At 63.8% G+C, this 21,245-nt stretch carries 21 protein-coding genes; 7 read left to right on the forward strand and 14 right to left on the reverse strand.

Annotated features, from left to right (window positions below):
* Window positions 1-14: 14 nt before the first annotated feature.
* Both BLQ09_RS15090 and BLQ09_RS15095 read right to left on the reverse strand, forming a co-directional pair.
* Window positions 15-215, reverse strand: coding sequence for a DUF6021 family protein (locus BLQ09_RS15090; protein ID WP_027606319.1), 201 nt, complete (start codon window positions 213-215; stop codon window positions 15-17).
* Between the two features lie 12 nt (window positions 216-227).
* Window positions 228-407 carry a hypothetical protein gene (locus BLQ09_RS15095; protein ID WP_027606318.1) on the reverse strand — a complete coding sequence of 60 codons (180 nt, stop codon included), beginning with the start codon at window positions 405-407 and terminating at the stop codon, window positions 228-230.
* Window positions 408-541: 134 nt separating this feature from the next.
* Here BLQ09_RS15095 and BLQ09_RS15100 point away from each other — a divergent pair, with 134 nt between their 5' ends.
* Window positions 542-1,063 (forward strand): DUF3087 domain-containing protein, encoded by a 522-nt coding sequence (locus tag BLQ09_RS15100; protein ID WP_092357620.1) that lies wholly within the window; start codon window positions 542-544, stop codon window positions 1,061-1,063.
* A 1-nt stretch (window position 1,064) separates the two neighbouring features.
* Here the strand turns inward: BLQ09_RS15100 and BLQ09_RS15105 are convergent, their stop codons facing one another.
* From BLQ09_RS15105 to BLQ09_RS15120, 4 genes are all read right to left on the reverse strand, one after another.
* A complete protein-coding gene (locus tag BLQ09_RS15105) occupies window positions 1,065-2,198 on the reverse strand; it encodes an MFS transporter (RefSeq protein ID WP_092357622.1) in 1,134 nt (377 codons plus the stop codon).
* 57 nt (window positions 2,199-2,255) lie between these two features.
* On the reverse strand, window positions 2,256-3,623 hold the full coding sequence (locus tag BLQ09_RS15110; RefSeq protein ID WP_027606315.1) for an MFS transporter: 1,368 nt from the start codon (window positions 3,621-3,623) through the stop codon (window positions 2,256-2,258).
* Between the two features lie 144 nt (window positions 3,624-3,767).
* Window positions 3,768-4,223 (reverse strand): hypothetical protein, encoded by a 456-nt coding sequence (locus BLQ09_RS15115; RefSeq protein WP_092357624.1) that lies wholly within the window; start codon window positions 4,221-4,223, stop codon window positions 3,768-3,770.
* Window positions 4,224-4,374: 151 nt separating this feature from the next.
* Window positions 4,375-5,250, reverse strand: coding sequence for a Dyp-type peroxidase (locus tag BLQ09_RS15120; protein ID WP_027606313.1), 876 nt, complete (start codon window positions 5,248-5,250; stop codon window positions 4,375-4,377).
* 151 nt (window positions 5,251-5,401) lie between these two features.
* Between BLQ09_RS15120 and BLQ09_RS15125 the strand changes: the two genes are divergently transcribed.
* Both BLQ09_RS15125 and BLQ09_RS15130 read left to right on the forward strand, forming a co-directional pair.
* The gene (locus BLQ09_RS15125; protein ID WP_027606312.1) at window positions 5,402-7,018 is read left to right on the forward strand and encodes an NADP-dependent glyceraldehyde-3-phosphate dehydrogenase; all 1,617 of its coding nucleotides are present in this window, start codon (window positions 5,402-5,404) and stop codon (window positions 7,016-7,018) included.
* Window positions 7,019-7,108: 90 nt separating this feature from the next.
* Window positions 7,109-8,170: an FUSC family protein gene (locus BLQ09_RS15130; RefSeq protein ID WP_092357626.1), complete on the forward strand. Its 1,062-nt coding sequence runs from the start codon at window positions 7,109-7,111 to the stop codon at window positions 8,168-8,170.
* 166 nt (window positions 8,171-8,336) lie between these two features.
* Here BLQ09_RS15130 and BLQ09_RS15135 read toward each other — a convergent pair whose 3' ends face one another.
* A complete protein-coding gene (locus BLQ09_RS15135) occupies window positions 8,337-9,089 on the reverse strand; it encodes a TetR/AcrR family transcriptional regulator (RefSeq protein WP_027606310.1) in 753 nt (250 codons plus the stop codon).
* A gap of 362 nt (window positions 9,090-9,451) precedes the next feature.
* On the opposite strand from BLQ09_RS15135, the gene BLQ09_RS15140 reads away from it, so the two are divergent.
* Genes BLQ09_RS15140 through BLQ09_RS15155 form a run of 4 tightly spaced genes read left to right on the forward strand, consistent with a single transcriptional unit; the run spans window position 9,452 to window position 14,054 of the window.
* Entirely contained in the window at window positions 9,452-10,156 is a 705-nt protein-coding gene (locus tag BLQ09_RS15140; protein ID WP_027606309.1) for an ABC transporter ATP-binding protein, read from the forward strand.
* Window positions 10,153-11,352, forward strand: coding sequence for an ABC transporter permease (locus tag BLQ09_RS15145; RefSeq protein WP_027606308.1), 1,200 nt, complete (start codon window positions 10,153-10,155; stop codon window positions 11,350-11,352). Before BLQ09_RS15140 ends, BLQ09_RS15145 begins: the two co-directional genes overlap by 4 nt.
* Entirely contained in the window at window positions 11,345-12,823 is a 1,479-nt protein-coding gene (locus tag BLQ09_RS15150) for a TolC family protein (RefSeq protein ID WP_092357628.1), read from the forward strand. The genes BLQ09_RS15145 and BLQ09_RS15150 overlap by 8 nt, the downstream gene beginning before the upstream one ends.
* On the forward strand, window positions 12,813-14,054 hold the full coding sequence (locus tag BLQ09_RS15155; protein ID WP_092357630.1) for an efflux RND transporter periplasmic adaptor subunit: 1,242 nt from the start codon (window positions 12,813-12,815) through the stop codon (window positions 14,052-14,054). Before BLQ09_RS15150 ends, BLQ09_RS15155 begins: the two co-directional genes overlap by 11 nt.
* Before the next feature lie 76 nt (window positions 14,055-14,130).
* Here the strand turns inward: BLQ09_RS15155 and BLQ09_RS15160 are convergent, their stop codons facing one another.
* Genes BLQ09_RS15160 through BLQ09_RS15190 form a run of 7 tightly spaced genes read right to left on the reverse strand, consistent with a single transcriptional unit; the run spans window position 14,131 to window position 21,218 of the window.
* Window positions 14,131-15,525 carry an FAD/NAD(P)-binding protein gene (locus BLQ09_RS15160; protein ID WP_092357632.1) on the reverse strand — a complete coding sequence of 465 codons (1,395 nt, stop codon included), beginning with the start codon at window positions 15,523-15,525 and terminating at the stop codon, window positions 14,131-14,133.
* A 12-nt stretch (window positions 15,526-15,537) separates the two neighbouring features.
* Entirely contained in the window at window positions 15,538-16,305 is a 768-nt protein-coding gene (locus BLQ09_RS15165) for an ABC transporter ATP-binding protein (RefSeq protein ID WP_027606304.1), read from the reverse strand.
* Window positions 16,306-16,308: 3 nt separating this feature from the next.
* The gene (locus BLQ09_RS15170) at window positions 16,309-17,649 is read right to left on the reverse strand and encodes an ABC transporter substrate-binding protein (RefSeq protein ID WP_065940088.1); all 1,341 of its coding nucleotides are present in this window, start codon (window positions 17,647-17,649) and stop codon (window positions 16,309-16,311) included.
* 18 nt (window positions 17,650-17,667) lie between these two features.
* Window positions 17,668-18,717, reverse strand: coding sequence for a branched-chain amino acid ABC transporter permease (locus BLQ09_RS15175; RefSeq protein ID WP_092357634.1), 1,050 nt, complete (start codon window positions 18,715-18,717; stop codon window positions 17,668-17,670).
* A gap of 4 nt (window positions 18,718-18,721) precedes the next feature.
* Complete coding sequence (locus tag BLQ09_RS15180) at window positions 18,722-19,603, reverse strand: branched-chain amino acid ABC transporter permease (RefSeq protein WP_092357636.1); 882 nt, start codon at window positions 19,601-19,603, stop codon at window positions 18,722-18,724.
* Window positions 19,603-20,373 (reverse strand): ABC transporter ATP-binding protein, encoded by a 771-nt coding sequence (locus BLQ09_RS15185; protein WP_065940090.1) that lies wholly within the window; start codon window positions 20,371-20,373, stop codon window positions 19,603-19,605. Before BLQ09_RS15185 ends, BLQ09_RS15180 begins: the two co-directional genes overlap by 1 nt.
* Entirely contained in the window at window positions 20,370-21,218 is an 849-nt protein-coding gene (locus tag BLQ09_RS15190; protein WP_027606299.1) for an AMP-binding protein, read from the reverse strand. Before BLQ09_RS15190 ends, BLQ09_RS15185 begins: the two co-directional genes overlap by 4 nt.
* Window positions 21,219-21,245: the final 27 nt, after the last annotated feature.

Below are 21,245 nucleotides of genomic sequence, written 5' to 3' on the forward strand. Positions count from 1 at the left end.
TGGCGGGGCCCAGCTCATTTCTTCAAGTCGCCCAACGGATCGTAGGGCGGCTTTTTTTTCCCGTCGTCCTTGGCCTTTTTATCCAGCGGGGCGATGGCCGGACCGATGGGATCAACCTGCGGATCGGCCACATCGGGCGAGTCCGGATCAAATCCCAGCTCATCCTTGCCGCTGGCGTGTTCGTTGGAGGGCGGTCCATCCGAGCGCTTGTTCATCATGGTCTCCTGTTATAGCGGGCGAGCTTTGTCGTGGAGGTTTTCCAGGTCGTCTTCGACGCGCTCCACATCATCCTGGGCGTCACGCTCTTTCGGGTCATTGGGGCGCAAGGCATCGTTGTCGCGCTCCTCTTCGCCGGGTGTGCGATCAGGGTCGGGGGTACCGGGCGGTGGCTGCTTGTACTCGGGCATGGTGGTTGACCTCAAAGGGGCTACACCGGTTTAGAGAAACTGCCCCAGATCATGGTTCAACTTGATTGCCCCACCACTGACCGCCGACCATGAGAAGATGCCTTCCCCCTACCCGCCCTGGAGACCTGGACCGGATGTTCGAGCTCAAACCCTGCGACCCCGTCACCTACCGCCAACAGACGCGCCGCAGCACGCTGATCGTGGCCGTGCTGTTCGTGGCCCTGGCCATGCTGCTGTCGAGCCTGGCGGTGATGCTGTTCGGCGAACCCGGCGGTGACAACTTCCGCTTCAATGTCGGTGGCGTATTCGCCGGGGTGTTGATAACGGTCGCCCTGCTGCGCGGCCCGCTCCGCACCCAACCGTGGTTGGCACCGGCCGTGTATGGCTGGCAGCTCAAGCGCACCCTGATGCGCGTGACCAACGTGATGCACACCGTCACCGAGCGTGTGCAGGCGAATGATCCGACGGCCATGAAGATCCTGCGCTTCTATCACCTGGGGCTGACGCAGATGCACGCCCTGGACGCCAACTCCAGTGCCCAGGCGCAGTTGGTGGGGGAAATCGAAGCACATCAGGCGAAGATGCACGTGCTGGGGATCGACACCGAACAAACCCGCTTTGATCCCGCGTGGCTGGAAGGATTGAAACGCACGTAAGTCAGCCGGCTGCCACACGGGTGCGCCAGCAGAACAACGCACTCACCGCAATCGCCGCACCCGCCACGCCAAACACCAGGGGTGCCGAGGCCACCGGCAACAGCAGGCCTGCCAGCAGTGGCCCGAGGCCCGCACCGATGTCACGCCATACCGCATTCGACGCCAGGGCCGACACCCGCAGCGAACCGGGGTTGCGCTCGGCGACCAGGGTGGTCACCAGGGGCAGTTGCAACGCGCGCAGCACCAACACCGCCGCCGCGCCGACAATCACCCAATAGCTGCCGAACGCCGTCAAGGCCAAGGCACTCAGGAACGAAAACAGCAACAACATCGAGGTCGCGCCAAAGCGCTGGGCGGCGTGGCCTCCCAGGGGACTCAGGAGCATTTCCGAGACATAACGCAGGGCCATCAAGCCGCCGGCGATCAGCACCGCATTACCGCCGAGCAGCTTCTGCGCCTGGATCGACAGGCCGAAAATAAACAGTCCGTCCAGCGCCACGCCTTCGATAAACGACCACAGCGCCACGCTGTCGGGCCACTTGAAACGGCGTCCCGGGGTGCTGTGCAAATCATGCCCGGCGCTGGGCAGGCCGCGCGCCATCCACAGCCCCACCAGGCAACAGCCGGCGAGGATCACAAAGATCGGACGCGGCCCGGCCCACAGCGTCAGCCAGCCACCGAACGGCAACGCCAACATCGGCCCCCAGGCGATCAGGGCCCGCGATCGCCCGGCCCGGCGAGCGGCGCCCTCCGGCTCGGAGGTGGCCAATACCTGGGTCGACAGGTTCAACGCAGCGAAACACAGGCCCCACACCAGCCGCAGCCCCAACAACGCGGCAAAGCCCGACAGTACCGAATTACCCAGGGCGCACAGCGTTGCGGCACCGGCGGCGATCATGCAGGTCAGGCGATCGCCGTTGCGCGCGTAGAAATTCAGCACATGGCGATAACCGAAAATCCGCACCAGCCGGTTGGCCGCCAGCAACACCCCGGCCTGGGCGAGCGTGATGCCGAAGGCCTGGGACTCCATGGGCAGCAGCAGATAGAGCAACACGTCACTGGGCAGGCATAACGCCAGGGTCAACGCAGCACGGCGGGAATGGGTATCGGCAGTGCGGAGGGCCAGGCTGGACATAAATCTGAAACATCCCGAAATATTCAGGTCGCCACGGTAGCCCTCCCGCCGCAGGTTTTACAACGGCTTTTTCCCGTAGGGCAGCAAACGCAGGCCACTGGCCACGGCGCCCACCAGCGCAAACACGCAACCCAGCCACAGCGCATACAGCGGGCCATTGCCCAGGGACAGGTGGAAACACAGCGCCACCAACGACGCCCCCAGCGTCTGCCCCAGCAACCGCGAAATCGCCACGATGCCGCTGGCCCCACCGCTGCGCGCCAACGGCGCACTGGTCATCAAGGCCTTGAGGTTGGGCGACTGGAAGAAGCCGAAACCGGCACCGCACAACGCCATGCGCCAGCCAATATCGAAGGCCGACGCGCCGTGGCCCAAGGTCGCCAACGCGGCCATGCCCACGCTCAACATCAACAGCCCGATACCGCACAGCAGGCCCAGGGACACACGGTCAGCCAGGCGCCCGGCGACCAACGCCATCACCGCCACGACCGCCGGCCACGGTGTCATGAGGAATCCGGTTTCCACCTGGCTATGCCCCAGCACCGCCTGCAACAGAAAGGGCAGCGACACAAAGGCCAGGCCCTGGGCGCTGAAGGCGCAGATCGCCGTCAGGGAAGACAAGGCAAACACCGGCCGCTTGAACAGATCCAACGCCAGCATCGGCGCCGGGTGACCGGCCTGCCGACGCAGCAGCAACGCGCCACACAGCAGCGCCACCGCAATCAAGCCCAGGGTCAACGCGCCCTGCGCACCATGCACCGCCGTGCCCAGCCCCAGCACCAGCAAGGCGAATAACCCGGCACACAGCGCCGCCGCGAGGCGGTCGAAGGCATGCCCGGTCATCGGCAGGGTCGGCAATGAACGCAGGCCCAGTCCCAGGGCCAACAGCCCCAACGGCACATTGATCAGGTACAGCCAGTGCCAGGTCGCCACCGACAGAATCGCCGACGCCGCCGTGGGCCCCAGGGTAAACGCCAGCCCCACCACCAGCGAGTTATAGCCCAGGCCACGCCCGAGCATTTTTGACGGGTAGATATGCCGCAGCAACGCCGTATTGACGCTCATGATCGCCGCCGCTCCCAGCCCCTGCACCACACGGGCGGCGGTCAGGCTGACCAGCGAGCCGGCCAGCCCGCAAAACAGCGACGAGACGATAAACAGCAGCAACCCGCCGAGATACACGCGGCGGTGCCCGAGCACATCGCTGAGGGACGCAAACGGCAGCACCGTGGCGATAATCGCCAACTGGTAGGCATTGACCACCCAGATCACCGAGGCGGAATCGGTGCCAATCCCTTCGGCCAGGGTCGGCAACGCCGTGTTGACGATGGCCGTGTCCAGGGTCGCCATGCCGATCCCCAGGGAAATCGCGATCACGGCCGGCAGGCGTTTATTGAGGGGCAGCCCATCGACGACAGAAGACATGAACCATCCGGACAGGTAACAAAGGCCACTAGCATACGATCAACGGGGATTGATTTCAGTGGCCCATGGCGCCGCTGTCAAAATTTTCATGTTGTTGAACATGGGATTCGCGCCTTATCCCGAATCACGCCTGCCTGTCATCCCCTAATAAACAATCAGGCTCGCAGCAATAGCGGGTTTAAGAAGCCAGGATCCAGGCGTTGGCGCAAAGCATTGTGGAGACGAAGCCGATAACTTATTGGCGGCCATGTCCGGATTCCACCGGCCAATAATGCCGTCCCGACCTGCAACATCCACCGTATCCAGTTGGTTCATCACCTGGTCACGCTTGAGCACTTCCCTGGCCAACATTGTCAGGTTGTCTTGCTGTGAATCGCCCGTCAGGGGGCGCCCCGCGACCTGACAAATTTCCCCCTGTGTCGCATAGGGCGAGCCTGCTGGCCTGAATGCATCGAAATTTTTGTCAAACTCCTGCGCCAGCGCGGCGTCGGACCGCCCCGCATAAGGGTTGGCAGGGTGCCAATGGGCAACAACAGGGGCATGGGTGGCGAAAGATGCACTATGGACAAGAGACACGTGGTGCTGATGAATGATAGCCATGAGTGAGTTTCCTTGATTACTCGACAAATCCGCGCTACATACCGTCGAAAAACGGATATGCAAAGCAGACTGTTGTCTCTGTGGCGACCCACGCCAGGGTGGTTCCGCAGTCGTACGCAGAAACCGCTTCGCCACCCAAGTCCGGACAGCGTTACATACGCGGTCCTTGAAGGATTGCACTCAGGTCCAGGCGTCCGTCCTTGACCGGCGGGCACCAGTAGTAACCACCGGTCAACGGCGTGCTGATGCGATACAGGCCATCGACAATCCCGTCCTCCAACCCGCTCATGCGGCGCAGTTGGGCTTCGAACGCATCGAAGGAATGGCCGAATGCGAGGAACATCAACCCGGCCTGGCCATTGTCGGCCCAGGGCATGGAGCGGCGCACCACGAAGGCTTCCGGGGTGAAGCTTTCCTGGGCGGTACGTTTGGTGTGGGCGGATTCGGGAGCGTCTTCCAGCTCTTCGTTGTCGCCATGGCGGCGGCCGATGATGTGGTCGCGCTCCTGGGCGGGCAACGCGGCGAAGCCATCGAGGTCGTGCTGCCATTGCTGGATCGCGGCGAAGCTGGCACCGCTGTCGGTCAGGGCGGCTTCAACGGCAGCGTCATCGTGGGGGTTTTCGGTGCCGTCTTCGTAGTCGGTGAGGTCGAAGCCGGTCTTGTAGCGGAAGCCTTCGGTCGACTGTACCAGGCGAAACGCCGGGGCCAGGGCCTTCTCGAAAGCGCGACTGCGCAGCAGCAACTCGCCGCGATCGACGCCATGCAGCCACACCCACAGTGCCTGCTGGGTGGACGGGTTGTGCGCGCCCGGTGCGCTCACGGCAGGAAAGCTGCGCAAACCATCAATCGTTGCACCCAGCGCGTTGACCAGCGGCTCGCCAAATCCGACCACTGCCGCCGAATCGGCCAACTGCACCAGCGCGTCCAGCGCAGCGGGCACGGCTGCCAGGGTGTCCACGGCAAAAAACAGATGGCGTGCCTGCAAAGGCACCGGTGCGGCAAGAATGCCCGGCTGGTACTGACTCATGTGAACTCCTTCAAGAAAGGCGCGCAGTCTACTATCTCGAAGAGCAGGCGACACGCCCCGGTGTGTAGTGCAACGCGCACAAGCCTTGCCATAGAGCCCTGTGTTGGGTGACTCTCTAGTCATGTTTTGCAACTATTTCAGGGGTAGTGCCATGACCACCAGCAACCTGCTCGCCCAGCTGTTTCCCACCAGCGTCGCCGATATTCCCGAGCAATACCGCCTGGCGGCGCCCATCGAACAGCGTGACTACCTGGTGGATGGCCAGTTGCAGGTGTGGAACGGCCCCTTGGCCCAGGTGCAGAGCCCGGTGCAATTGGGCGACCGCCGCGTGGTGATCGGCAGCACGCCGTTGCTGGATGCCGACACCGCCCTCACCGCCCTCGATGCCGCCGTGCGCGCTTATGATCGTGGCCAGGGTGAATGGCCGACGATGCGCGTGGTGGAGCGTATCCAGCACGTCGAGGCGTTTTTGCGACGTATGCGCGAACAGCGCGACGCAGTGGTCACCCTGCTGATGTGGGAGATCGGCAAGAACCTCAAGGACTCGCAGAAAGAGTTCGACCGCACCTGCGACTACATCACCGATACCATCAATGCCCTCAAGGAACTCGACCGCCGCAGCAGCCGCTTCGAGCTGGAACAGGACACCCTCGGGCAAATCCGCCGCGTGCCCCTGGGCGTGGCGCTGTGCATGGGCCCCTACAACTACCCGCTCAACGAGACGTTTACCACGCTGATCCCGGCGCTGATCATGGGTAATACCGTGGTGTTCAAGCCGGCCAAACTCGGTGTGCTGCTGATCCGTCCGTTGCTGGAAGCCTTCCGCGACAGCTTCCCGGCCGGAGTGATCAACGTGATCTACGGCAGCGGCCGCGAAACCGTCAGTGCGTTGATGGCCAGCGGCAAGATCGACATCTTTGCCTTTATCGGCACCAACAAGGCCGCCAGTGACTTGAAAAAACTGCACCCCAAGCCGCACCGCCTGCGTGCGGCCCTGGGCCTGGATGCGAAAAACCCCGGCATCGTGCTGCCCGAGGTGGACCTGGACAACGCCGTCAGCGAGGCCGTCACCGGTTCGCTGTCCTTCAACGGCCAGCGCTGCACCGCGCTGAAAATCCTGTTTGTGCATGAAGACGTGGTCGACAGCTTCATCGAGAAATTCAACCGCAAGCTGGAGACCCTCAAGCCCGGCATGCCCTGGGAAGACGGGGTTTCACTGACACCGCTGCCGGAAGTCGGCAAGGTGGATTACCTCAACGACCTGGTGGCCGATGCCCAACAACACGGCGCCCACGTGGTGAATGCCAATGGCGGTACCCATCGTGGTTCGTTCTTCTATCCGGCGGTGCTGTACCCGGTGAATCCGCAGATGCGCGTGTACCACGAGGAACAATTCGGCCCGGTGGTGCCCATCGTGCCCTACCGCGATCTGGAGACGGTGATCGAGTACGTACTCGACTCGGACTTCGGCCAGCAATTGAGTATTTTCGGCACCAACGCCGTGGAAGTCGGACGCCTGGTGGACACCTTCGCCAACCAGGTCGGCCGCATCAATATCAACGCCCAGTGCCAGCGCGGCCCGGACACTTTCCCGTTCAACGGGCGCAAGAACTCGGCCGAAGGCACGCTGTCGGTACATGACGCGCTGCGCGTGTTTTCGATCCGCACCCTGGTGGCGACCAAGTTCCAGGAAAGCAACAAGGCGCTGGTCAGCGATATCCTGCGCAACCGTGACTCAAGCTTCCTGACCACCGACTATATCTTCTAAGCACAATGCCGATCTCAATGTGGGAGGGGACCGCCCCCTCCCACATTTGGATTGTGTACATATCCAAAACCGAGGCCACTTTAATTACCGATGAACCTGCCACTCTTCGCCCGGCGCCTGCTGCGCCCCTTGCTCGACCCCTACCGCCGCTATCGCCACGCCAAGCTGATCCACGCCGTGCGCGTGTCCATCGGCTTGCTGGCGACGATCCTGCTGACCACCGGCATCAACCTGCCCCATGGTGAATGGGCATCGGTGACCATGCTGGTGGTGATCGGCGGTTTGCAACACCACGGCAATATCGGCAAGAAGGCCGTTGAGCGCGCCTATGGCACGCTGATCGGTGCCAGCGTCGGTCTGCTGCTGGTGGTGCAGGAGGCGTATGTCGGCCAGCCGCTGCTCACCTACCTGCTGATGTCGGTGGTGTGCGGGTTCTTTTCCTATCACGCCATCGGCAAGGGCGGGTACACGGCGCTGTTGTCCGCGATCACGGTGTTTATCGTCGCGGGGCACGGTGACAACCCGTTGTCGGACGGGCTGTGGCGCACCGTGGATATCCTGATCGGCATTGCCTTGGCGTTGGCGTTTTCCTTCGCCCTGCCGCTGTATGCCGTGTATTCCTGGCGCTACAACCTGGCCAGCGCCTTGCGTGATTGCGCCCAGATCTACAGCCGGATCATCAATGGCCAGTCGGTCACCGACGATGAACACCTGAAGCTGCTCAACCGCCTGAATGCGGCAATGCTGCAATTGCGCTCGCTGATGCCGTCGGTGTCCAAGGAAGTGCGCATCTCCATGACCGAGCTGGACGCGATCCAACGCCACCTGCGCATGTGCATCAGCACCCTGGAGATTCTCGGCAACACCCGCCCGGACCCGCGGGACGAACAGGCGATGGCGCGCATGCAAGTGATGTTGAAAGCCGAGCATCGACAGATTCGCGTGCAGTTGGTGGGGATGGCGCGGGCATTGAAGTCCGGGGTTACGGAGCGGCTGGAGCGCCCCAGCCCTGTCAGCGGCGGCGAGCCCAGCCTGGACGCGCCGGTTTACAGCGCGCTGGATGGGTATCGATTGTTGACCGTGCAACTGGCGGCGAATGTGGACGCGATGCGCCAACGCCTGGCTAAAAGCGCCGGGCGCTGGAATATCTAGAAAGGGAGTCCGTTGACCTGTTTACCCAGCTCAACAGTTTCACACTTTCTCTTACATTTTTTTCACGTTTTATTCACATCCCGGGACGTAGGGTGAAGCCTCATCCGTTACAAACGTTGCACATCAAGCCCGCCGCCCCAGCGGGCTTTTTTTTGCCTGGGATTTGTCAGCGCGAGGCCTTGGCGGCCGGCGCTGTCGCCTGTTCACGAATGGCACGCTGGGTGTCCAGCACCTTGGCCAACGCGTTTTCGGCTTCGGGGCTTTGCTGCGGCACACGAATCGCCGCCGAGACCAGGGTGATCAGCTTGGCCATCACCTCGGCATCCGTCGCCGGGCGGCCCAGGCTCATGGAGTTCATCAGCAGGCGCAATTCGGTACCGGCCATGACCCCGGAAATCGCCTTGAGGGCAAATTGCAGGCGCACCCCCAGCTCGTTGCGCGGCAAGTCCGGCAAGGCCAGGGCGAAGGCTTCGAAGAAGCGTTGGAACACCGGTTGGTAATGCACCTTGAGGTATTCCTGGATAAACGGCGAGGTGTCGCTGTACACCCGCCCGAGGAAACGGATGAACGAACGGCCTTCCCCACTCGCCGGGTCGCTGCGTTCCAGGCCCATGGCCGGGGCGAAGAGCACGCCGAGCAAGGTGTCGCAGTCGAGGGGGCCGTCGGATTCGGCCTCACAGCGCGCCAGCAATTCCAAGCGCTGCTCGTTGAGCGGCTCCAGGCGTTGCATCAGCAGGGTCTTCATCAAGGAGTCCTTGTCCCCGAAGTGGTAGTTCACGGCAGCCAGGTTCACCTGGGCGCGCTCGGTAATCTGCCGCAGCAGCACGGCGTCATAGCCGTATTTGATGAAGAGAGCCTCTGTCGCATCCAGCAATCGAGTCTTGGTAACGTTTGGAGCGCTGAGTTTCTTCGCGACCATAAGGGTTCCACGGCGGAAATATTGTTTTAAAAAATAATTTGATTTTTTATACCGGTGTGGCCGGTCGAAAGCAAGTAGTGACACACCGCCATACTATCCAAAGCCTTTGCCCATGGGGATTCTCAGGCAAGCCACGGACCTTTCGGTAGACCCCCGTACCGGCGAGGGAAATCTTTTCAAAGCGTAAAACCGCTCTACATCCACGGCTGGCGAAGCATCGGGAACACGGTTAGTATTCAAACAATATTTTAAAAACAAGAAATAAAACCAGTCCGTGACGCGAACCAGATAGCTCCCGAACTTGTTACAAAGATTTACAAAGGGCGCATGACGGCAGCGTCGAGACTGCAGGCGTAGTCACGATGACAGATACCCCCGCGCACCCAGGCTTGATTTCCCTGCAAGGCATCGGCAAGCGCTATCAGCTCGCCGGGCAGGAACTGACCATTCTCAATGAGGTGTGCCTGTCCATCGAGCGCGGTGACAGCTGCGGCATCCTCGGCGCCTCGGGCTCCGGCAAAAGCACCCTGCTCAATATCCTCGGCCTACTGGACCTGCCCAATTGCGGCCAGTACCATTTTGCCGGCCACGATATTTTCAGTGCATCCCCGGACGAACTGGCGGCGATCCGCAACCAGCAGATCGGCTTTGTGTTCCAGAGCTTCAACCTGCTGCCGCGCCTCAGCGCCCTGGACAACGTCGCCCTGCCCCTGAGCTATCGCGGTGTATCGCGGCATGAATCGGTGGCGCAGGCCCTGCGCATGCTCGAACAGGTCGGGCTGGCGGAACGCGCCCACCATCGCCCCGCCGACCTCTCCGGCGGCCAGCGCCAGCGTGTGGCGATTGCCCGTGCATTGGTGGGCAAGCCTTCGGTGATCCTGGCCGACGAGCCCACCGGCAACCTCGACAGCAGCACCGCCCAGGACATCATGGACCTGCTGCTGGCATTGAACCGCGAGCAACAGGTCACACTGATCATCGTCACCCACGACCCGCATATCGCCGAACGCCTGGAGCGCAAGATCCTGGTGCGCAACGGCGTAGTGCACGAGGCCGGGCGCCTATGAGCCTGCGGGTCGAACAGAGCTTCAGCCAACTGCTGCATGAAGCCTTCGTCAGCCTGCGCACCCTGGGCAAGCGCTCGGTGCTGGCCCTGCTGGGCATCGTCATCGGCAGTTCGTCGGTGGTGGCGCTGATCAATATCGGCCATAACGCGGCGGTGGATGCCGCGATGATTTTCAAGGACATGGGCACCGACACCCTGGTCGCCCAGTTCCCTCCCAAGGGCAGCAGCACGGTCCCCGCGCCCGCGAGGCTCGACCTGGATGCCGTGCGCCAGGCCGTGCCGGGCATTGCCCATATCGGCGCGCTGACCTTGTTCAGCGGGCCCATCGTGTTCCATGGCCGTACCACTAACGCCAACCTCGTCGGCAGCACACCGGACATCCAGGCGGCGATGCGCCTGGTGGTACGGCAGGGGCGCTTCCTGTCGAGCTTCGACGCCAACGAAACCTATGGCGTGATCGGTGACCAACTGGCCCAGGCCCTCGGAGCGCCGGGCGATCCGCTGCAACTGGGCGACCGCGTGCGCATCAACGACTACCTGTTCCTGGTGGTGGGCATTCTGCAGAACCAGCCCAGGGCAATGCTGATGCCGGTACAGGCCAACGAGTCGTTGTTCATTCCCGCCGAAGGCATGCGCCGCATCCATGCCATGCCGCAGATCGGCAATGTGATTATCCGCGCCGCGCCCGGCCAGGACATGGAACACATTGCCACGGAAGCCGCCAGCGCCTTGCAGACCCAACTCACCGACCACACGGTCGACATCCAGGTGCCCCAGCAAATGATCGACGGCATGACCCGGCAAAGCCGCACCTTCGCCTACCTGCTGCTGGCCCTCGGCGCCATTTCCCTGGTCGGCGGCGGCGTAGGCGTGATGAATGTGATGCTGATGAACGTGTCGGAGCGCCGTCGCGAGATCGGCATTCGCATGGCCCTGGGCGCTCGCCAGCGCGACATCCGCAACCTGTTCCTGCTCGAAGCCGTCACCCTCACCGCCGTCGGCGCGCTGTGCGGTGCGGTACTTGGCATGACCGCCGCCTGGCTCTATGCCTGGCTGTCGGGCTGGCTATTCGACCTGGCCGTCGCCGCCCTGCCCCTTGGCGTGGGCAGTACGTTGCTGGTGGGCTTGTTCTTTGGCATCTACCCGGCGGTGTCGGCCTCACGGTTGCAGCCGGTGGAGGCCTTGCGCGATGAGTAAATGGCTGGGGTTGCTCGTGTTGATCAGCCTGCACGGCGTGGCCGCCGAGGTGGTCATCAAGCCGTCGGCCCCCAGCAGCACCCGCAGCGGTTACGACCGGGGCGTGTCCTTGAATGCCCAGGTCACCAGCATGACCCTGGGTGACGCCGTGTACCTGGGCCTGCGCAACAACCCGGCAATCCGCAGCGCCTACCTGCAACGGGTGGCGCAGAAGTTCGACCTGCGCGTCGCCGAAGACGTGTTCAACCCCAAGCTCACCCTTAACAGCTATTACCGCAGCACCCGTGGCTCCCAGGACAGTGCGCGCAATGCCAACGTGGCGCCGGCCACCAGCTTGCTCAGTGAGTACGGCACCCGCCTGAGCATGGCCTGGACCCAGCAGCTGAACAACGCCGACCGCGCCGGCCGCTACCGCAGCGACGGCCTCGACCTGGCGATCATCCAGCCGTTGATGCGCGGCGCCGGCTGGGACGCCACCACCGCACCGTTGCGCCTGTCGCGCCTGTCGGAGCAGGCCAACCGCCTGAACCTCAAGGCGACCGTGGCGCAGACCATCAGCCAGATCATCGCCACCTACCGCGAACTGCTGCGGGCCCAGGAGCAACTGAGCATCGTACAGGACGCCCTCAAGCGCTCCGGCACCTTGCTGGAGGTGAACAAAGCCTTGATCAGCGCCGGGCGCATGGCCGAATTCGAGATCGTGCAGACCGAAGCCGATATCGCCACCCAGCAACTGGGCGTCGAAGAAGCGCAGAACCAACTGGACACCAACCGCCTGGCCTTGCTGCGCCTGCTGGCCCTGGACCTGTCGACGCCGATTCGCGCCACCGAAGCCCTGGAGGCCAAGCCCATGCAGATCGACAAACGCCAGGCCTTCAACCTGGCGCAGACCCAGCAACCGGAATACCTCGCCGCCCTGCTCGGCAGCCAGCAGGCCGACCTCAACCTGGTGATCGCCAAGGACTCCGGGCGCTGGCAGGTGGACCTGGTGGCCGGCGCAAACCAGATACGCGACGCCTACAATAACGACGGCGGCAGCACCAACAACCGGACCTGGGACAGCTACGCCGGGGTGCAGGTGCAGATCCCCATCGGCGACATCAGCACGCGCCAGGCCGAAGTGCGCGCGCGGGTCAATGTGGAGGACCAGGAGATCCGCATCACCGACGCCCGCCAGGAACTGGAACGCAACGTCAACGACGTGGTACGCGACCTCGGCACCCGCTGGCGCCAGTATGAAATCTCCCAGCGCGCGGTGGAGTTGTCGCGGCGCAAGATCGAGATCGAACGCGAGAAACTCAGCGCCGGGCGCTCCACCAACTTCCAGGTGCTGAGCTTCGAGACCGACCTGCGCAATGCCGAAAACGCGCAGCTCAACGCCCTGATCGCTTATTTGAACGCCCAGACCCAGCTCGACTTGACCCTGGGCATGACGCTGGAAAGTTGGGAAATCGCCCTCAATGACTACTAATCGAAAACGCCTGCTGGGCGTCGCATTGATTCTGCTGCTGGCCGGCGCGGGGCTGGCCCTGCGCAGCCCCGCAGAAGGCCCGGCCGGCGCCACCGAACAATGGCTGGCCGTCAAGCCCGACCCGCTGGTGCACCAGATCGGCCTGGTGGGCAAGATAGAACCCGACACCACCCTCACCCTCACGGCGCCGTTCGACGGTAACGTGCAGGCCAATCTGGTGGAGCAAGGCCAGCGGGTCGAGGCTGGCCAGGTGCTGTTGCGCATGGACCCGGCCACCCTTGAGGTGCAGTTGCGCGACGCCCTCTCCGCCCAGCTCAAGGCCCGCCGCGCCGTGCAAGAGCTGCAGGACTGGGACAGCGGCCCCACCGTCAGCCGTGCGCGCCGCAGCCTGCGCACCGCCGAGATGACCGCCGGCAACACCCAACGCAAACTCACCGAAAGCGAAAACCTGTTCAAGCGCGGCATCATCCCGCGCAATGAGCTGGACGACCTCAAGCAACAGGCTCAGCAACAGCAACTGGACCTCGCCTCCGCCCGCAGCGAACTGCAACAGGCCCTCGACCAGGGCAAGGGCGAATACCGCCAGATCGCCGACATGGAACTGACCAACGCCACGGTGAAATACGAGGCCTTGCGTACCCTGCTCGCAGGCAAGGAGGTGAAGGCGCCGTTCTCCGGCATCGTGGTGCCCGCCCCCGGCAACAATACGCCCCAAAGCGGCAACACCAACGCGCCGATTCAGGCCGGCAGCAAGGTCAGCCAGGGCCAGGTGCTGTTCGGCCTGGCCAATATCGAGCGGCTGAAAATCGTCGCCAAGGTGTCTGAGCTGGACATCAACCAGCTGCACCAAGGCCAGGCGGTGGAAGTGCTGGGCGATGGTTTTGACGGGGAACGGTTGAGCGGCTCGGTGAGCGTGGTCAGCGGCCTGGCGATTGCCAGCGACAGCCAGGGCAGCGCGCAGTTTCCGGTGACGTTGTCGATCCCCAGGCTGACCCCGCAACAGTTGCAGCGGGTGCGCCTGGGGATGAGTGCGCGGTTGACCATCGTCACTTACAACAATGCGCAGGCGATAGTGATTCCGAGCGAGGCGATCCAGGCGGACAGGACGGTGGAGTATCGAGAAGCGATGGATAAGCCGGTGGAGCGGGTGAAGGTGACTACCGGGCAATCGACGCCGCAGGGGGTGGAAGTGTTCGGCCTAAAACCCGGTTTCGTAAAGACCTCAAGATAAATGGAGATCCCCTGTGGGAGGGGTTGCCCGTTCTGTCCCTTAACTGACCGGCATTGGGGCTTGCCCCCTCCCACATTTAGAAATGCGCCAACTTCAATGCCAAGGCCTTGGCCTGAAGCGCCACATCCGTCACCGCCGTGCTCTCCCACCACATCCCGCGCAACGGCGGGCCCATGGCGAACAATCGCATGCTGACCTGGCCCTGGGCATCCAGCACGGCGCCGCACGTGTCCGCCGCAATCCCCAACGCCAGCGGCCCCGGCCTGATCAGCCCGCGCTTGAGCAACTGCTGCGGCAACGGCCGGGCCACGCGGCGCCAGTCGTATTCGATGCCGCTGGAGTTGATCAGCGCCGCTCCCGATACCAGGCTGACCACCTGTTCGCCACGGTAACGCAAGCGAATGGTCACGCCCTCGCCCGAGGGCTCCAGCCCCTTGAACGACGCCGCGCGAATGCGCAACCGCCCTTGCTCATGCAGCCGGGCCACCAACTGGGCACTCAACGGCGGCGAGCGGTGGTGATGGCTTTCCCACCAGGGCCGCACATGCCGCACGAACTGGCGTTTCTCGCCCTCGCTGGCCTGGCTCCACAGCCGGCCGATATGGGCGCGCACCGTGTCCAATGGCGCCTGCCAATCGATGCCCTGCGCCAATGCCAGGCGGCATTGACGCCGCACCTCGCGCAGCAGTTGTCGCGGGCTGCGCAAGGCGTGGTCGGCAGCGAGGAAATCGTCCCAGCCCGGCGGTTGCCGGCGCACATGGGGCAACAAGCCGTGGCGTGAAAACACCTCGATGGGCCCAAGGTGCCCGGCCTGTTCCAGGGACACCACGGCGTCGACCATGGTCAACCCGGAGCCGATGATCAGCACCGGCGCCTGCGGGTCGATCCGGGTCATGGCCTGCACGTCCCAGGGGTCCACGGCGGCGGCGTTCAAGCCGCTGGACTGGGTCTGCGGCGTGCGTGCCGCCGGGAACATGCCGGTGGCCAACACCGCCTGGGCGCCGCGCAGTTGCTGGCCGTTGTCGAGGGTCAGCAACACTGAATCGTCGCCGACCTGCAGGTCGACGACTTCGGCGCGGATATGCTCGACGGTGGACGCCGACAACGCCTTGGCCTCAGCCAGCCGTTGCTGCGCATACAGGCCAAAAATCCCGCGTGGCGGGAACAGTTCGCTGATGGGCACGTGTTGCTGGTCCGACTCGGGCCAACCGCCGGCACCGATGTAGGCGGTCAGCCATTGGGTCAGGTCATCGGCGTTTTCCGGGTCGACGCTCATGCGCGCCGCGTTGCCGTTCAAGGTGTGGCCCAGTTCGACGGCGCTGTAGGCCTCGCCACGGCCGAGTTCGGCGCGCGGTTCGATCACCAGGATCCGGCGCTGCCCAGGCCGGCGCAGCAGTTGCACCGCCAGCATCGTGCCGCTCAGGCCGCCGCCGATGATCAGCACATCAGCGTTGCGGAGGGATTCAGTCATGCACATTCGCCTTTACTGTTTACCCAGATAAATATCGTGCAAGTCGCCCCGCGCCAACAGCTCGGCGGCGCTGCCACTCAAGGCCACGCGCCCAGTATCCAGCACGTAGCCCTGGGACGCATAGTTGAGCGCGACGTTGATGTTCTGCTCGGCGATCAGGAAGCTCACCTGCTGCTCGCGGTTGAGCTGCGCGATGATCTCGAAGATCTCCTGCACGATCATAGGCGCCAAACCCATGGACGGCTCGTCGAGCAGTACCAAAGTAGGACGGGTCATCAACGCGCGGCCGATGGCGACCATTTGCTGCTCGCCGCCGGACGTCAGGCCGGCGCGGGTGTGGCGCTTGGTCTTGAGCCGCGGGAACCAGGCGTAGATGCGCTCCAGGTCCTGTTCCATGGCCTTGCGGCTCAGGCGCCGGACAAAGCCGCCGCTGCGCAGGTTGTCTTCGACGCTGAGCTGGCCGAAGACATGGCGGCCTTCCAGCACATGCACCATGCCCTGGCGCACACGCTGGCTGGGGTCGACGCCGGCCAGGTCGACGCCCGCGTATTCGATCACGCCCCGGCTGACTTCGGCGCGCTCGGCACGCACCAGCCCGGAGATCGCCTTGAGGGTGGTGCTCTTGCCGGCGCCATTGGCCCCCAGCAGGGCGACGATGGCGCCCTTGGGCACGCTCAGCGACACCCCGGCCACGGCGAGGATCGCGCCGTCGTAGATCACTTCAATATCGTTGACCGTCAACAACGACGGGCGCGTGGCTTCGCTGGCGAGCTGGCTCATGATTTATTCATCCCCGGTGCAGGTGCGTGGCGTCAGGCCTTTTTCCTTGGCGAACGCCGCGGATTTTTCATCGATCAGCGGGCGCAACAGGGCGCGGTCGGCGGCGATCCAGTCGCTGATCAGCGTCCAGTGGGCGCCGTCCCATTGCTGCACGCGCGCCGAGCCGCCGCCTTCGTGGTCGCGGCACGACAGCTTGAGGTTCTGCATCAGGCCCAGGTAGCCCATATCCTTCAAGCGCGCGTCATCGATATTCAGGTGTTCCAGGCCCCAGCGACCTTCTTCGCCATTGAGCGGGCGCTTGCCGAACCTGGCCTGGCCGGTGCGGATCGCTTCCACGGCCACGGCGGCGTTCACCAGGCCGGAGTTGTAGTAGACGCTGCCGAAATTCTTCAGGTCCTTGAGGTCGCTGTGGCCCTTGTCGAGGATGTACTGCTTGAGGCGCTTGTGGATCTCGAAATCCGCTCCTGCCGGGTAAGGCGTGAGCGCCAGGTAGCCCTTGGCGGCGGCGCCTGCGGGCAATACGTCTTCGCTGGAACTGGCCCAGATGTCGCCGATGATATGGTCCACCGGGAAGCCGAAGCGTGCGGCGGTTTTCACCGCCACCGGGGTGGACACGCCCCAGGTGCGCAGGAACACCCAATCCGGGTTGGCCTGGCGTACCTGGCGCCATTGCGCGGACTGCTCATTGCCCGGATCGGCCACCGGAATCTGGATGTTTTCAAAACCGTATTTTTCCGCCAGCAATTTCAGCGGGCCAAGGGTTTCGCGACCGTAGGCCGAGTCGTGGTAGACCGTGGCGATCTTCTTGCCCTTGAGTTTGTCGAAGCCGCCTTCGCGCTGGGCGATGTAGTTCACCAGGGTCGACGCCTCGCTGTAGAACGTCAGCATCACCGGGAAGTTGTACGGGAACACGGTGCCGTCGGTGGCTTCGGTGCGACCGTAGCCGAGGGTGATCAGCGGGATCTTGTCCACCTCTGCCCTTTCGCTGAGCGCATAGGCCGCCGGTGCGCCGTTGGGCTGGTACACCGCGACCGGCGCGCCATCCAGGCCGTTCTTGAAGCGCTCGTAGCACTCGATGCCTTTCTCCGCCGTCCACTCGGTCTCGCATTCCTGCCACACCAGCTTGACGCCATTGATGCCGCCTTCGACCTCGTTGATATAACGCAGGTAGTCGATCATCCCGGCCCACACCTGCACGCCGCTGGAGGCGTAGGCACCCACCCGGTAGGTGGCCAGGGGAAAGAACTGCTGGTCGGCCGAGGCTACCGCCTGGGGCACGGCACCGGCCAGGGCAGCCAGCGCGAAGGCGGCGCCGGCCAGGGAGCGTTTCAAGGATGCACGCATAGGGACTCTCTTATTCAGTCAGAAACGTAGGGGCCACTGACGCAGCCGGTCACGGAGGTTGTACAACAGGCGAATCAAGCCCTCGGGCTCCTTGATCAGGAACACGATGATCAACACGCCAAAAATGATTTTCTGCAGGTTTTGCAACTGCCCCGCGTCCACCGAGCCACCGAACAACGCCTGCCCGGCATGGCTGAGGAAGATCGGCAGCAAACTGATGAATGCCGCGCCGACGAAGTTGCCGGCAATGCTGCCCATGCCGCCGATAATGATGATGAACAGGATCTGGAATGAGCGGTTGATGTCGAAGCTGCTGGCGCTGGCCGTGCCCAGGTAGGCAAACGCCCACAACGCGCCGGCGATGCCGAGGTAGAACGAACTGACCGCAAACGCCAGGCGCTTGTAGCGCACCACCGGAATACCGACCACGGCGGCGGCGGTGTCCATGTCGCGGATCGCCATCCAGTTGCGACCCACCTGGCTGCGCACCAGGTTGACCGCGGCCCAGGTCAACAACAGCACCGTGACCAGGGTCAGCCAGTAGCGGCCCAGCGGCGTGTTGAGGTCATGGCCGAACAACGCCAGCTTCGGCGCCGAAATGGTCCCGGACGAGCCGTAGTTGTAGAACCAGGGGAATTTGACGAACAGCCACTCCAGGAAAAACTGTGCGGCCAAGGTGGTGACCATCAGGTAGAAGCCTTTGATCCGCGAGCTGGGCAAGCCAAACAGCAGCCCGACCAAGGCGCTGATGATCCCGCCGCCGAGCAGCGCCACCGGCAGGCCCAGCTCAGGCAGGCGCAGTAAAAACCCATAGGTGGCGAACGCCCCAACCGCCATGAAGCCGGCTGCGCCCACCGAGGTTTGCCCGGTATAGCCGGTGAGTAAATTCAGGCCCAGCCCGGCCAGGGACAGCACCAGGAACGGGATCAGGATCGCGTTGAGCCAATAGTCATTGCCCCACAGCGGCACCACGATAAACGCCAGCGCCAGCAGGCCGAGCAGGCTCCAGGGCACGCGCCGCTGGACCAGCAGCAAGGGGGCGGTGTGTTCAGCAACAGGGATCGACATGCTTTCAGACTCGCTCGATGGCGCGCTCGCCGAACAGACCGGCGGGACGGATATACAGGAAGGACAACGCCAGGACATAGGCGAACCACGGCGTGATACCACCACCGATCAGCGGGCCGATATACACCTCGGCGAGGTTCTCCGCAGCGCCGACAATCAGCCCGCCGACAATCGCCCCGCCAATCGAGGTGAAGCCGCCGATGATCAACACCGGCAAGGCCTTGAGCACCACCAGCGACAGCGAAAACTGCACGCCCTGGCGCGCGCCCCACAACAACCCCGCCACCAGCCCGACGATGCCGGCCACCGCCCAGACGATCTGCCAGATGCGGTTGAGGTTGATGCCGATGGACAGCGCCGCCGTGGTGTCATCCGCCACCGCGCGCAGCGACACGCCGATACGGGTCTTGTTGAACAGCAGCGCCAGCACGGTCACCAGCAACACGGCCACGGCCGCAGCGATCAGGTCGAACTGGCTGAGCATCAGCGGCCCGACGAACAGCGGTACATCGTCGATGCCCAAGTCCAGGGCGCGCACCTGCGAGCCCATCACGCCCTGGGCCAGGCCTTCGATAATGAACGACAGGCCCAGCGTCGCCATGAACAACGTGATCTGCGAGCGGTTCACCAGCGGCCGCAGCACCAGGCGCTCGATGAGCAAGGCGCCGACAATCATCACGATCACCGTCAACAGCAACGCCAGGGCAAACGGCACGCCCTGGTCGTGCAGGCTGACGAAGGTCAGCGCGGCAAACAGCAGCATCGAGCCCTGGGCAAAATTGAACACGCCGCTGGCCTTGTAGATCAGCACGAAGCCGATCGCGACCAGGGAATACATGGTGCCGGCGAGCAGGCCGCCGAGCAGGGTTTCGAAGAAGAACGTCATCAGTGCGTCACTCCCAGGTAGGCCGCGATCACCTCGGGATTGGCCTGCACCTCGGCAGGGGTGCCGTCGCCGACCTTGCGCCCGTAGTCGAGCACCACCACATGGTCGGACAGCCCCATGACCACGCCCATGTCGTGTTCGATCAACACCACGGTGGTGCCGAGGTCGCGGTTCACGTCGGCGACAAAGCGCGCCATTTCCTGTTTTTCCTCGGCGTTCATGCCGGCCATGGGTTCGTCCAGCAGCAACAGGCTGGGCCCGGCGATCAATGCACGGCCCAGCTCCACACGCTTTTGCAGGCCATAGGACAGGTTGCCCACCAGCACATCGCGGTAGGCTTGCAGCTCCAGGAACTCGAGGATGCCCTGGGCGCGCAGGCGGAAGGCTTCGGCTTCACGGCGTGCGCGGGGCAAGCCGAGGGCCTGTTCGATAAAGCTGGTGCGCATATGCCGCGACAGGCCGGTGAGGATGTTGTCGAGCACGCTCATTTTCTTGAACAGGGCGTTGTTCTGGAAGGTACGGCCAATGCCTCGACGCGCGGCGCCCAGCGGGTCGATACGCTGGAAATGCTGCGCCTCGAACACGATCTCGCCGGCATCGAAGCGATACACGCCGTTGAGCACGTTGAGCAATGAACTCTTGCCGGCACCGTTGGGCCCGATCAACGCGCAGATTTCCCCGCGCGCCACCTCGAACGACAGCCCATTGATCGCCTTGACGCCCTTGAACGACAGCGAGATGTCCCGCACCTGGAGAATGGCTTGGCTCATGCACGTTCCCGTTTGAATTCGGCAAGCCACGTCGGCTCGGCATTGGATTTGAGGGGCTGCCAGATATAGGCCAGGCGCTGGAAGCCCAACAGTGTGCGCACGCGGTTTTTCAGCAGGCGGCGCAGGCCGCTGTGCGGGTGGGCAATGGCCCAGTCGCACAGGCGTCGACGCCAGGTGCCGTGGGGTGGCAGGCGGCTTTCGATCTCGTCGGCCAGGTGCAGCAAACGGGCGGGCGACAGCAGCAGGCCGGTGGGCGCGACTTCGCTGCGATCACGTCGCGCCGAGGCCAGGCTTTCCGGGAAGGCCAGGCCGTGGCCGCTGCTCAGCCACTGCTCCAGCACCACCGCCAGGCCGCCTTGCCAGTGGGTGCCCTCCTCGCTCCACAACGCGGTTTCACCGGCGGGCTGCCACCAGCGCTGCAGGTGTTGCGCCGGGTCCACGGGGCCGAGCAGTTGGGCGAAATCCAACCGCTGGGTGAAGGTCCAATCGCGCTGGCGACCTTGAACGTAGGCGTGGCTGGGATGAATACGCCACAGCTGTTGCTCCAAGGCCTGCGGCTCGAGGTTATCGGCCAGCGTCAGCACCTGTGCACCGACGGAATGGGCCGCCAACGCCAGCAACAGCAGGTTCGGCTCAAAGGCGCCGCTGAGCACCAAGCGTGACTGTTGATCGAAACCTTGCTGGCGCAAACCATCGGCCAGGCGTTCGACATCGCGCAAGGTGTCGATCCAGCGCCAGGCGTACCACTGGCCCTGGCGCTTGTGGCGCAGGGCGATGTGCAACGGTGTGAGTTGCGCCCAGTGGCTCAGGTGTTCCAGGAGGGCCGTTGGTTCGTGCACGCTCATAGGGGGTTGCTCCTATTGGGGGGTGTG

It is taken from the genome of Pseudomonas sp. NFACC25 (assembly GCF_900100935.1).
In the GTDB taxonomy this organism is placed as follows: Bacteria; Pseudomonadota; Gammaproteobacteria; order Pseudomonadales; family Pseudomonadaceae; genus Aquipseudomonas; species Aquipseudomonas marginalis.